Annotated in this window: 9 protein-coding genes and 2 pseudogenes; 9 read left to right on the top strand and 2 right to left on the bottom strand. The window is 40.4% G+C overall.

All coding sequences use genetic code 11. The features are described 5' to 3' along the window. The 8 genes and pseudogenes from infB to BHE89_RS26555 all read left to right on the top strand — a co-directional run. Positions 1-1,275: pseudogene (gene infB / locus BHE89_RS21195) on the top strand (translation initiation factor IF-2); the annotation flags it as partial. 303 nt (positions 1,276-1,578) lie between these two features. Next, a complete protein-coding gene (gene rbfA / locus BHE89_RS21190) occupies positions 1,579-1,980 on the top strand; it encodes a 30S ribosome-binding factor RbfA (RefSeq protein WP_069369842.1) in 402 nt (133 codons plus the stop codon). After that, the gene (gene truB, locus BHE89_RS21185; protein WP_069369841.1) at positions 1,980-2,933 is read left to right on the top strand and encodes a tRNA pseudouridine(55) synthase TruB; all 954 of its coding nucleotides are present in this window, start codon (positions 1,980-1,982) and stop codon (positions 2,931-2,933) included. The genes rbfA and truB overlap by 1 nt, the downstream gene beginning before the upstream one ends. 123 nt (positions 2,934-3,056) lie before the next feature. Then, a complete protein-coding gene (gene rpsO / locus BHE89_RS21180; protein ID WP_069369840.1) occupies positions 3,057-3,326 on the top strand; it encodes a 30S ribosomal protein S15 in 270 nt (89 codons plus the stop codon). Between the two features lie 250 nt (positions 3,327-3,576). Then, positions 3,577-5,706: a polyribonucleotide nucleotidyltransferase gene (gene pnp, locus BHE89_RS21175; protein ID WP_069369839.1), complete on the top strand. Its 2,130-nt coding sequence runs from the start codon at positions 3,577-3,579 to the stop codon at positions 5,704-5,706. 112 nt (positions 5,707-5,818) lie between these two features. After that, entirely contained in the window at positions 5,819-6,706 is an 888-nt protein-coding gene (gene nlpI / locus BHE89_RS21170) for a lipoprotein NlpI (protein ID WP_069369838.1), read from the top strand. Positions 6,707-6,877: 171 nt separating this feature from the next. Next, complete coding sequence (locus BHE89_RS21165; protein ID WP_069369837.1) at positions 6,878-8,731, top strand: DEAD/DEAH family ATP-dependent RNA helicase; 1,854 nt, start codon at positions 6,878-6,880, stop codon at positions 8,729-8,731. Between the two features lie 142 nt (positions 8,732-8,873). Then, entirely contained in the window at positions 8,874-9,374 is a 501-nt protein-coding gene (locus tag BHE89_RS26555; protein ID WP_286146403.1) for a hypothetical protein, read from the top strand. Positions 9,375-9,802: 428 nt separating this feature from the next. Here BHE89_RS26555 and btsR read toward each other — a convergent pair whose 3' ends face one another. Together btsR and BHE89_RS21145 are read right to left on the bottom strand one after the other, a co-directional pair. Continuing rightward, positions 9,803-10,519 (bottom strand): two-component system response regulator BtsR, encoded by a 717-nt coding sequence (gene btsR, locus BHE89_RS21150; protein WP_069369835.1) that lies wholly within the window; start codon positions 10,517-10,519, stop codon positions 9,803-9,805. Next, positions 10,519-12,226 (bottom strand): annotated as a pseudogene (locus tag BHE89_RS21145) (LytS/YhcK type 5TM receptor domain-containing protein). Before BHE89_RS21145 ends, btsR begins: the two are co-directional and overlap by 1 nt. 234 nt (positions 12,227-12,460) lie before the next feature. Here BHE89_RS21145 and BHE89_RS21140 point away from each other — a divergent pair. Next, positions 12,461-13,432 (top strand): HlyD family secretion protein, encoded by a 972-nt coding sequence (locus BHE89_RS21140; protein ID WP_069369833.1) that lies wholly within the window; start codon positions 12,461-12,463, stop codon positions 13,430-13,432.

The following is a 13,432-nucleotide window of genomic DNA, read 5'->3' as shown; positions in this document are numbered from 1 at the left end:
TGGTTGTTGCGGCAGATGATGGTGTCATGCCACAAACTATCGAAGCAATCCAACACGCAAAAGCAGCAAACGTACCTGTTGTGGTTGCCGTGAACAAAATTGATAAACACGAAGCTGATCCTGATCGCGTTAAAAACTGAACTGTCTCAATATGGTATTCTGCCAGAAGATTGGGGTGGCGAAACTCAGTTTATACACGTATCTGCAAAACAAGGTTTAGGTATTGACGAATTGCTGGATGCTATTCTTTTACAAGCTGAAGTTCTTGAACTGAAAGCAGTTAAAGAAGGTATGGCAAGCGGTGTTGTTATCGAATCTTACCTTGATAAAGGTCGTGGTCCAGTTGCTACTATTCTTGTCCGTGAAGGTACACTGAATAAAGGTGACATCGTTCTGTGTGGTTTCGAATACGGTCGTATTCGTGCAATGCGTAACGAATTAGGTCAAGACGTTCAATCTGCTGGTCCATCAATGCCAGTTGAGATTTTAGGTCTGTCTAACGTTCCTTCTGCGGGTGATGAAGCAACGGTTGTTCGTGACGAGAAGAAAGCGCGTGAAGTCGCCTTATACCGACAAGGTAAATTCCGTGATGTTAAACTGGCTCGTCAGCAGAAATCTAAACTGGAAAACATGTTTGCTAACATGGAAGAAGGTAAAACGTCTGAACTGAACATCGTTCTGAAAACTGACGTTCAAGGTACTTGTGAAGCGATTACTGATGCATTAGCTAAACTGTCTACTAATGAAGTTAAACTAAAAATCATCGGTTCAGGTGTCGGTGGTATTACCGAAACTGACGCAACATTAGCAGCCGCATCTAACGCAATCATTCTTGGCTTCAATGTTCGTGCTGATGCATCTGCTCGTCGTATCATTGAACAAGAAAGCGTTGATTTACGTTACTACTCCGTTATCTATAGCCTGATTGATGAAATTAAACTGGCAATGAGCGGTATGTTGGAACCTGAATATAAACAAGAAATCATGGGACTTGCAGAAGTTCGTGATGTGTTTAAATCACCTAAATTTGGCGCGATCGCGGGCTGTATGGTGGTTGAAGGTAACATTAAACGTAATAACCCAATTCGTGTTCTACGTGATAACGTGGTTATCTATGAAGGCGAACTTGAGTCACTGCGTCGCTTTAAAGATGACGTCAACGAAGTACGTAATGGCATGGAATGTGGTATCGGTGTGAAAAACTACAACGATGTCCGTGTTGGCGACATGATTGAAGTCTTCCAAGTTATCGAAATCAAACGTTCTATTGATTAATTTAGTCCGTTTTGTTTTAAAAGGGAGCTCAAGGGCTCCCTTCTTAATTCCTTTCTTTGCTGTATTCTCCTTTTATTTTCTCTTCATTTTTCAACATAACCGAAATAGATTGCCCTTCAGTAATTTATGAAAGTGAAATAACAGGGTAAAATAGCACCAAAGAAACATTTTATTTCTAAAGAAAGAAATCAGAGAAAGCGGTTGTTAAATATCACTTCATGTATACTCTTTAGATATCATTGATTTTAGATTTGAATTAACAATGACAACTAGGACGATAGCCTATTGTCAGGGAGAAATAAAATGGCAAGAGATTTTAGCCGTAGTCAGCGTGTTTCTCAGGAAATGCAAAAAGAAATCGCCATCATTTTACAACGCGAAGTCAAAGATCCACGTATTGGAATGGCAACAGTTTCTGGTGTTGAAATTTCTCGTGATTTGGCTTATGCCAAAGTGTTCGTCACCTTTTTAAACTTGTCAGGTGGTGAAAAAAGCGAAGAAGAGATGGTTGATGATGGTTTAACTGCACTTAATGAAGCGGCTGGCTTTATTCGTTCTTTGTTAGGCAAAGCAATGCGTTTACGTATTGTACCTGAACTGACATTTGCTTATGACAACTCATTAGTTGAAGGTATGCGTATGTCTAACTTAGTTTCTAATGTCGTTAAAAACGATGAAGAGCGTCGTCATAAAGAGGACAAGTAATGGGGCGTCGTCGTAAGGGGCGTGAGATTAACGGCGTATTGCTACTCGATAAACCCCAAGATATTTCCTCTAACGATGCACTCCAAAAAGTTCGCCGTATGTTTAATGCCAGTAAGGCTGGGCATACGGGAGCATTGGATCCCTTAGCAACAGGTATGCTCCCTATTTGTTTAGGTGAAGCAACGAAATTTTCACAGTTTCTATTGGATTCTGATAAGCGTTATCGCGTTATTGCACGTTTAGGGCAACGAACAGATACCTCTGATGCACATGGCGAGGTGATTCAAGAGCGTCCTATACAATTTACACAGCAAGCCTTAGATGATGCCTTGGATAGTTTTCGTGGAGAAACATTGCAAGTTCCTTCAATGTATTCTGCTTTAAAGCATCAAGGTAAACCGCTTTACGAATACGCTCGACAAGGTATTGAAGTTGAGCGAGAAGCAAGACCCATCACGGTCTATGAACTCCAGTTTATTCGCTGGGAAGGTGATGAGCTAGAGCTGGAAATTCATTGTTCTAAAGGGACTTACATTCGAACAATTATTGATGATCTTGGTGAGAAATTACAATGTGGTGCTCACGTTATTTTCTTACGTCGATTAGAAGTCGCAGATTATCCTAAAGAGCGAATGGTAACGTTAGAGCAATTAAGAACGATGATAGAGGATGCACAAACTGTGCAAGAAGATCCTTTCTTGGCGCTTGATGCACTACTATTGCCTATGGATACCGCTGTTGCTCATTTTCCTGTTGTGAATTTGAGCACAATTATTGCGGGTTATCTCAAACTGGGGCAGCCTGTTCGTGTTAATCATGATATCAATGAAGGCGAATGGGTAAGAGTGACAGAGGGTGATGAAAAAAAATTCATTGGTCTTGCTATCATTAAAGAGGGTCTCGTTGCTCCGAAAAGAGTGGTTGTAGACTATAGCGCACAAGATAACACTTAATAGCAATCTTGCGCTAAAAGTGTTTGAAGCGTAGAATAATGCGGCTATCTGTTTAGGTGGCTGAGTTGGATAGCTGAATTAGAGATTGGCTATCTGAAAATTTTACTTAATTTGGAGTTTATTATGTCTCTAAGTACTGAAGCGAAAGCACAAATCGTTGCTGAATTTGGTCGTGATGCTAACGATACTGGCTCAAGCGAAGTTCAGATTGCACTGCTGACTGCAGAAATCAACCACCTGCAAGGTCACTTTTCAGAGCACAAAAAAGATCACCACAGCCGTCGTGGTCTGCTGCGTAAAGTTTCCAGCCGTCGTAATCTGCTGGACTACCTGAAACGTAAAGATGTTGCTCGTTACGCTGCACTGATTGAACGTTTAGGTCTGCGTCGCTAATTAAGTGAGTTTCAGTGGAAAGGGGCCTGTTGGCCCCTTTTCTACTAGAAAGTGCTATTTTTAATATTAGTCGTTATGTTTTAATGTGGTGATTGTTATTTAGTCTCTCTAGTTACGACAATTCGCGCGGCTAATGAAAGTGTTTATCATTAAGTGGTCAATATTTTCATTAGTCGCGAGGGGACGTAGCGGAGAAAAGATCATTCATCGTCGCTAAACATCTGGCGACAATAAGATAAAGGATATTATTTTGCTGAATCCTACAGTTCGTAAATTTCAATACGGTCAACATACTGTTTCATTAGAAACAGGTATGATGGCTCGTCAAGCAACAGCAGCTGTTATGGTCGATATGGACGGCACCGCTGTTTTCGTTACTGTTGTAGCCAAGAAAAAAGTTAAAGCTGGACAAGACTTCTTCCCATTAACTGTTAACTACCAAGAGCGTTCATACGCTGCTGGTCGTATTCCAGGTAGCTTCTTCCGTCGTGAAGGCCGCCCTGGTGAAGGCGAAACGTTAATTGCGCGTTTAATTGACCGTCCTTTACGTCCATTATTTCCAGAAGGTTTTTTAAACGAAATTCAAATCGTTGCTACTGTTGTTTCAGTTAACCCACAAGTTAACCCAGATATCGTTGCAATGATTGGTGCTTCTGCGGTATTAGCGCTGTCAGGTGTTCCATTCAATGGTCCTATCGGTGGCGCTCGTGTTGGTTTTATCGATGGACAGTATGTTCTAAACCCAACTGTTGATGAGCTGAAAGTTAGTAAATTAGACTTAGTGGTTGCAGGTACTGCAGGTGCGGTACTGATGGTAGAATCAGAAGCTGATTTATTATCAGAAGAAGAAATGTTAGGTGCGGTAGTCTTTGGTCATGATCAACAACAAGTTGTGATCGAAAACATCAATGCATTAGTTGCAGAAGTGGGTAAAGAAAAATGGGATTGGGCGCCAGAAGCTATCAACCAAACTTTACATGACCGCATTGCGCAATTAGCTCAAACTCGTATTGGTGATGCTTACCGTATTACTGAAAAACAAGAGCGTTATGAACAAATCGAAGCGATCCGTGATGAAGTTATCGCGACGTTAGTCGCTGAAGATGAAACTTTAGATGAAGCTGAAATCAGCGAAATCTTCTCAGGTCTTGAGAAAAATATCGTTCGTGCTCGTGTATTAGCTGGCGAACCACGTATTGATGGCCGTGAAAAAGATATGGTACGTGCATTGGATATTCGCACGGGTTTATTACCACGTACTCACGGTTCAGCACTGTTTACTCGTGGTGAAACTCAGGCGCTGGTAACGGCAACATTAGGTACTGCTCGTGATGCTCAAACTATCGATGACATCATGGGTGAGCACACTGATACATTCTTACTGCACTATAACTTCCCTCCATACTCTGTTGGCGAAACAGGCATGATGGGTTCACCAAAACGTCGCGAAATCGGTCATGGCCGTTTAGCCAAACGTGGCGTATTAGCCGTAATGCCAACTATTGAAGAATTCCCATATACCGTTCGTGTGGTTTCTGAAATCACTGAATCAAATGGTTCATCTTCAATGGCATCAGTTTGCGGTGCTTCTTTAGCACTAATGGACGCAGGTGTACCAATTAAAGAATCTGTTGCAGGTATTGCAATGGGTCTAGTGAAAGAAGGTGACAACTTTGTTGTTCTTTCCGATATTCTGGGTGATGAAGACCATTTAGGCGATATGGACTTTAAAGTTGCGGGTAGCCGTAACGGTGTCAGCGCATTACAGATGGATATCAAAATCGAAGGTATCACTCGCGAAATCATGCAAGTTGCGTTAAACCAAGCGAAAAGCGCACGTCTACACATTTTAGGCGTAATGGAAGATGCAATTAGCCAACCTCGTGCTGATATTTCTGAATTCGCACCACGCATTCATACTATCAAAATTAATCCAGACAAGATCAAAGACGTTATCGGTAAAGGCGGCTCTGTTATCCGTGCATTAACGGAAGAAACTGGCACAACTATCGAAATCGAAGATGATGGTACAGTGAAGATTGCTGCGACAAGTGGCGATCAAGCAAAACAAGCTATCGCTCGTATCGAAGAAATTACTGCTGAAGTTGAAGTGGGTCGTATCTACAACGGTAAAGTAACACGTATCGTAGATTTCGGTGCATTCGTTGCTATCGGTGGCGGTAAAGAAGGTCTGGTTCATATTTCTCAAATCGCAGACAAACGTGTTGAGAAAGTGAGTGACTACTTAGAAATGGGTCAAGAAGTGCCAGTTAAAGTACTGGAAATTGACCGTCAAGGCCGTATTCGCTTAAGCATGAAAGAAGCTCAAGCTAATCAGCAGGAAGCAACAGAAACTTCTTCTGAAGATTCTGCGAATTAATGATATTCTACTACCGATATCTAGACATAGGTATCGGTAGAGACTTATTATGATTGACAAGTAGGACGTCTAGAACGCTTTTTGTTGAAAGGTCTGACTTTGGGAGTGAGAAATGAAAACATTTCTGCGCAGTTGTTCTATTGCTGTTTTCATCTTTATTTCCGGATGCAGCACTAGTCCAGAGTGGCGTCAGAATGCGATTTTTGCCACACCATTGCAGCCTTCTTTACAACAAGAAGTGATATTGGCTCGTATAGAACAAATCTTAGCGAGCCGCTCATTAACCGAAGATGAGTACGCACAGCTTTTATATGAGCGTGGTGTGCTGTATGATAGCCTCGGTTTACGAGCTTTAGCGCGTAATGATTTTTCAATGGCGCTATCAATACGACCAGATATGCTAGAAATTTTTAATTTTCTAGGTATCTATTTTACGCAAGCAGCAAATTACGATGCTGCTTATGAAGCGTTTGATTCTGTTTTAGAGCTTGATCCAACTTACAATAATGCGCGTTTTAATCGTGGTATCGCTTCGTACTACGGTGGCCGATTGAAATTGGCGCAGGATGATCTGCAGGCGTTTTATCAGGTCGCTCCAAATGATCCTATTCGTTCGCTTTGGTTATATCTTGTAGAAAAAGAGATAAACACTGATTTGGCTAAACAACAGCTAAAACAGCGATACCAACAGGCGGATAAAACGGGGCAATGGGGATGGAATATAGTTGAGTTTTATTTAGGTGATATTAATGAGAAAACATTAATGTTGAAACTAAATGAGGCTTCAACCGATAACACTTCGCTCGCTGAGCATCTTAGTGAAACTAACTTCTATTTAGGTAAGTATTACCTAAGTCTGGGGGATACGGATAGCGCAGAAGCGTTATTCAAGCTGACGGTTGCCAACAACGCACATAACTTTGTTGAGCACCGCTACGCATTGTTGGAATTAGCACTGTTAGGCCAACAAGAAGACCTAGCGGAATCGGACCAGCAATAGCTGACGAACATTTCTCTGATCAGTTTGAAAGCCATCATCTGCATAGGATGAGGGCTTGTTTGTTCGTTTAATAATATAATTTGAGCCAGTTCACATTTTAGATGATAAAGACCGACAAACCATGCGGTATGTTATGTCAACTGGCTGCCATAATGAATGAGGCACAGTGACATGACTACTGAAACCGATATGACTTTTGCTGATCTAGGTTTATCAGCACCTATTTTGACTGCACTGAATGACTTAGGCTACGAGAAGCCTTCTCCAATTCAGCAACAATGTATTCCTTTCCTTTTAAACGGTAATGATGTTTTGGGCATGGCACAGACAGGTAGTGGTAAAACTGCTGCATTTAGCCTGCCATTATTACACAATCTTGATGAATCATTAAAAGCACCACAAATTTTAGTTTTAGCACCGACTCGTGAACTTGCGGTTCAGGTTGCTGAAGCAATTGAAGATTTTTCTAAGCATTTACCAAAAGTAAATGTTGTTGCTCTGTATGGTGGTCAGCGTTACGACGTTCAATTACGCGCGTTACGCCAAGGTCCACAAGTTGTTGTAGGTACACCGGGTCGTTTATTAGACCATTTAAATCGTGGCACATTAGATTTATCGAAACTAAAAGGTTTAGTATTAGATGAAGCTGATGAAATGTTACGTATGGGCTTTATTGAAGATGTTGAAAATATTTTAAGTAAGATCCCAGCGGAACACCAAACAGCGCTGTTCTCTGCAACAATGCCAGAAGCTATTCGTCGTATTACTCGTCGTTTTATGAACGATCCGAAAGAAGTGCGCATCCAAAGTAGCGTAACGACACGTCCAGACATTAGCCAAAGCTATTGGATGACATTCGGCGCACGTAAAAATGAAGCATTAATTCGTTTCTTAGAAGCGGAAGATTTTGATGCGGCAATTATTTTCGTTCGTACTAAAAACGCAACATTAGAAGTTGCTGAAGCTTTAGAGCGCAATGGGTATAACAGCGCAGCGTTAAACGGTGATATGAACCAATCACTGCGTGAGCAAACATTAGAGCGTCTAAAAAATGGTCGTTTAGATATTTTAATCGCGACTGACGTTGCTGCTCGTGGTCTCGACGTTGACCGTATCAGCCTAGTTGTGAACTATGATATCCCTATGGATTCAGAATCTTACGTTCACCGTATTGGTCGTACGGGTCGTGCTGGCCGTGCTGGTCGTGCAATTTTATTCGTTGATAACCGTGAACGCCGTTTACTGCGTAATATCGAACGTACAATGAAGATGACTATTCCTGAAGTAGAGCTGCCAAATGCAGAACTTATCAGCCAACGTCGTCAGGAAAAATTTGCACAGCAAATCGCTCAGCAATTAGAAACAAGCAACCTTGATCAATATCGCGCTCTGTTACCTAAATTAGCGCCACAAGGTGAAGAAGCGCTGGATATGGAAACACTGGCTGCGGTATTACTGAAGATGGCTCAAGGTGAGCGTGCGCTTATTTTACCACCCGATCCTGTTCGTCGTCCTCGTCGTGAATTTAACGATCGTGATGATCGCCGTCGCGGTGATAACGATCGTGAGCGTTCTCCTCGTCGTGAGCGTCGTGATGCAGGCGAAATGGATTTATACCGTATTGAAGTGGGTCGTGATGATGGTGTGGAAGTTCGTCATATCGTTGGTGCGATTGCTAACGAAGGCGATATCAGCAGCCGTTACATTGGTAATATCAAACTGTATGGTTCTCACTCAACCATCGAGTTACCAAAAGGTATGCCAACAGATTTATTAAGCCATTTCACACGTACACGTATTATGAATAAACCCCTCAATATGCAATTAGTGGGTGATGCTCAATCTCAGCCTTTCCGTGAGCGTCGTAATAACAGCCGTCGTGATGGTCAGCCACAAGGTGGTCGTCGTTTTAACAACGGTGATCAACGTCGTGGTAATAATGATCGTGGTGGTGAACGCGGTAACTTCCGTGGTCGTAACAACGAAGGTACACCACGTCGTCGTAGCAGCACTCATAACCAATAAGAGTGGGTAATTAACTTAATTTTAAATTGAGTTGATGACAAAAATAAAACCAGTCAATGTATATTGGCTGTTTTTTTATGCTTATTTAATGATATAAAATATATTACATCAAGTTGTTATCAATCTAAAAATAGACATCTTTATGAAAAATAATTGGCTAGAATTACGCTGTATTCAACAAAACAATAATATTCAACGCGCTGACTTTAATTTTTATGTTGATGGTAAGGCATTAGACGAATGGTTAGGTTTTGATCGGCAAACGGATTGGCGGTTTTTAAATTTTGATTTTGATATTTTTGTTGTTGATAAAAACGCGTTTCCGAATTACGACCGTCATAAAATAATTCGAAGTACAATCGAACAATATTTAGGTATTAAACCTATTTATACTCAATTAGATAATAATCGATTAGTGCTCTACCGTTGCCATTGTGGTAGTGATTATTGCTCTGTGATTTCTTGTGATTTAGATATTACAGACCATTACGTGAAATGGAATAATATTGCTTATGAAGATGGGTTAGATAAAGAAGACGCACTAGAGCTTGATGAACATGGTATTACACCTATTGAACAGCTTATTTTTGATCGTAAGCAGTATCAGCAAGTGTTTAATCAGTATTTAGAGGCCTATTTGTAAATGACTAAATACTCATTTTATGTCGTGTAACGATTTATTAATTAATTCAATTACCTCTGTATCTATAAGAGGCGTGAGTTTTGCACTAATAATAAATTTTTTGTACTTATTATTAAACCCCGCAGCGACAACTTCATTAAATAATCGGATTTCTACTTTTGATAATCCGTCTTCAGTACATTCTAAAGGATGAATAACCACATCTCTTTTTTTGAAAAAAAAAATGCGGATGGATTAATACTAAGATTATTTAGCGCAATATGAATCGCTTCAATAGCAGGATAAAAATCGCCAATTAACATTCGGCGATGAGAAAAATTACGTTGTGCTATCGCTTCTTTTTTTCGTGTGAAGATCTCGTACTTCAATACGGTTGGTATAAACTCTAATATAAATCGGTTCCATCCTATTTCTCTCCTTATCAGTTATTAACTCAAACCAATCGCTTCTTTTAACGGTTTTAGATATCGACGACTAACAGGAATTTGGCTGTTATTATTTAATATCAATTCGGCCTGCCCATTATCGCCAAAAACAATCTCATTAACATAATCCATATTGACTAAATATTGGCGATGGCAACGGACTAATGGTGTCCGTGTTTCTAACGTGCGTAATGTTAATTCTGTAAAACCTTCTTGGCCTTGATTATTGGTGACATAAACACCGCTGAGTCTTGATGTTGCAAATACCGCTTCATCAATTGGCATTAACCAAATACGGCTATGACCTGTACATGGTATACATTTTAACCGCTCTTCAGGCGGTGTGAGGAGATCAATATTCTGCTTATTACCTTGGCGTAGACGATTTAATGTTTTTGTTAGGCGCTCTTGCTCTAATGGTTTGAGTAGATAATCAAAGGCGTGCTCTTCAAAAGCCTGAATGGCATACTCTTCAAATGCGGTGAGAAAGACGATATAAGGGCGATGTTCAGGATCAAGCATGGTGACCATTTCAAGACCCGTAATACGAGGCATTTGAATATCAAGAAAAACCACATCGGGCTTTTTGCGATGTATTTCTCCTATGGCTTCAATCGCATTACTGCATTCACCAACTATATGAATATCTTTTTCAACTTCAAGTAAACAACGTAAGTTTTCACGAGCCAACGGCTCATCATCAACGATTAATATATTCATTATAATGTAACGTCATCCATGCTTTTTTCGAGAGGTAAGCAAATTTTCACCTTTGTATATTCATCGGCTTGGCATTCCACTAAAACACCATAAAGCTCGCCATAGCGTAATTTTAATCGCTTATCCACTAGTCTCATGCCTAAGCCTAATTGATGCGATGGGCATTGAAGACGGTAAAGTCCGGCATTATCACAAATTTCGATAATGATTAAATGATGCTCTTGATGTGCTCTAATTGTAATCTTTCCTGTGTCTAATAACTGTGACGTTCCATGTTTAATTGCATTTTCGACCATAGGTTGAAGTGAAAAAGCAGGTAAACGAGCATTCGCTAAGCTTTCCGGAATCTGAATATCAATCTGTAAACGTTCCTGAAAACGCGCTTTCTCGATTTGCAAATAGGCATTTACATGCTCAATTTCGTCACTTAATGTCACCACGGCTTCTGGTCTTTTTAAATTCTTACGAAAAAACGCAGAGAGAAATTGCACAAGCTGATTTGCTTGTTCGCTATCACGGCGAATAACCGCTTGTAATGTATTTAGTGCATTAAAAAGAAAGTGAGGATTCACTTGAGCATGTAAGAGTTTAATCTCTGATTCTAAAAGAGATTGCTTATTTCGCTCATATTGTCCCGCTAGAATTTGTGCAGATAATAGACTGGCGATGCCTTCACCTAAGGTACGATTAATAGAACTAAATAGGCGATTTTTAGCCTCATAAAGCTTTATTGTGCCAATGACTTGATTATTTTCCCCTCTTAGGGGAATAACTAAGGTTGAGCCTAACTTGCAATGAGGGGAAAGCGTACAACGATAAGGGGTTTCATTGCCATCAGCATAGACAACTTCATTATTATTGATGGCTTGCTTGGATTGAACTGAGGAAATAGGTGTACCTGGTAAATGGTGATCAGCACCGATGCCAATAAAAGCGAGCAGTTTTTCTCTATCTGTAATGGCAACCGCACTGACCCTCAACTCCTGATAAATCACTTTTGCCACACGGGTGCTATTATCTTGGTTAAATCCTTTACGTAAAATACCTTCAGTGCAAACAGCGATTTTTAATGCTTGAGCTGAGAATGCGCTGGTATATTTTTCAAATATCGCGCGTCTATCTTGTAATATTCGAATAAACATCGCTGCACCCACCGTATTTGCTACGATCATCGGGGCGGCAATATCTTTCACTAAAGCAAGTGCTTCATTAAACGGACGAGCCAATAATAGGATGATGCTCATCTGTATTATTTCAGCAAAGAAGGTAACGACTGCCGCTGTCCATGGGTTAAATATTCGATGCATCTGCCCGTGTTTTACGTAATAACGGTGAACTAATCCGCCAATTAATCCCTCGACAATGGTCGATACCATACAGCTAAACGCAGTCATACCTCCGAGTGAATAGCGGTGTAACCCTCCCGTAAAACCGACGAGAAAGCCGACGTAAGGACCACCTAGCAACCCACCTAAGACAGAGCCAATAGCACGTGTATTAGCAATAGAATCATTAATATGTAGCCCAAAATAGGTACCCATAATGCAGAAAATAGAGAATATGACGTAACACATCAATTTATGTGGTAGTTTTATTGTGACCTGCAAAAGTGGCGTGAATAGAGGTGTTTTGCTTAAAAACCAAGCAATAATTAAATAAACACACATTTTGCTGTAATAACAGCAAAATAAGATCAAATTCATACATAAATATGAGTACCGTTCTCTTTTCTATCTGGATAAATATAAAAAGTTCAGATAAAACGGGGATATTAATTAGGCGATAAAGTTTGATATAAGAATAACTTAATCGCACTATCAAAGAAAATATTCCTTTACGTCAGTGATCTGGCGCACAAAATTCTTAAAGAAATTCTGAGTTATTGTGTAATATAACTCTGTCAGTGAGTGTTCTACTTCACTATTAAGGTCTAATCGTTATATGAAAAAAAGAGCCATTTATCTTATTTTATTAATGCTAATACTCATTGCATTAGCCGTACTTTTCCGTGCGCATAATCAATATTTATTATTGCAAGGAGAAGTTGATGCACCAGAAGTGATTGTTGCCTCTAAAGCGAAAGGTCGTGTTATTGAACGCCATATAGAGCGAGGTGATGATGTCAAAAAAGGGCAATTAATGATCACATTAGAAAGCCCTGAACTCAATGCTCAAGTTGCTGCACTTGAGGCGGCTAAAGCACAAGCTCAAGCTCAATTAGATTTGTCATTACACGGCACAAGAGAAGAGAGCATTCGTAACCTAGAAGCAATGTTATCTCAAGCCAAAGTAGAAGCAGCTAATGCGGCAAGAGATTATCAGCGTATCAGCGCAGTGGCTAACCAAGGTTATGTATCCGCGACAGAGCTGGATAATGCGCGCCGTAGTCGTGATGTTGCATCACAACGAGTCAAAGGTGCACAAGCAGAATTGGATGAAGCTAAAAATGGCGATCGTATTGAATTACGCCATAAATATACAGCAGCAGTACAACAAGCAGAACAACAGCTTATCGAATTGAAGATCCAGCAAGAGGATTTACAAGTTAAAGCACCTGTTGATGGTGAAGTGGGACCTATTCCGGCGGAAATTGGTGAGCTTTTTAATGCCAATAGCCCACTTGCAACCCTTATTCGTATTCCTGATGCCTATTTTGTTTATAACCTTCGTGAAGATATCTTAGCGGATATTCGCAAAGGTGATCGCATTACGATTATGGTTCCTGCATTAGGTAACAAAGAGATAGAAGCTGAAATTCGCTATATCGCTCCAATGGGAGACTACGCAACAAAAAGAGCGACAAGAGCAACGGGTGATTTCGATCTAAAAACGTTTGAGATCCGACTGTATCCAGTGACGCCAATTGAAGGGCTTCGCCCTGGTATGAGTGCATTATGGCGTTGGGATAAATAA

This window comes from Shigella sp. FC1967, assembly GCF_001743005.1.
In the GTDB taxonomy this organism is placed as follows: Bacteria; Pseudomonadota; Gammaproteobacteria; order Enterobacterales; family Enterobacteriaceae; genus Proteus.
The sequence above is the reverse complement of the archived record's forward strand: the minus strand, read 5'-3'. Positions and strand labels throughout refer to the sequence as shown.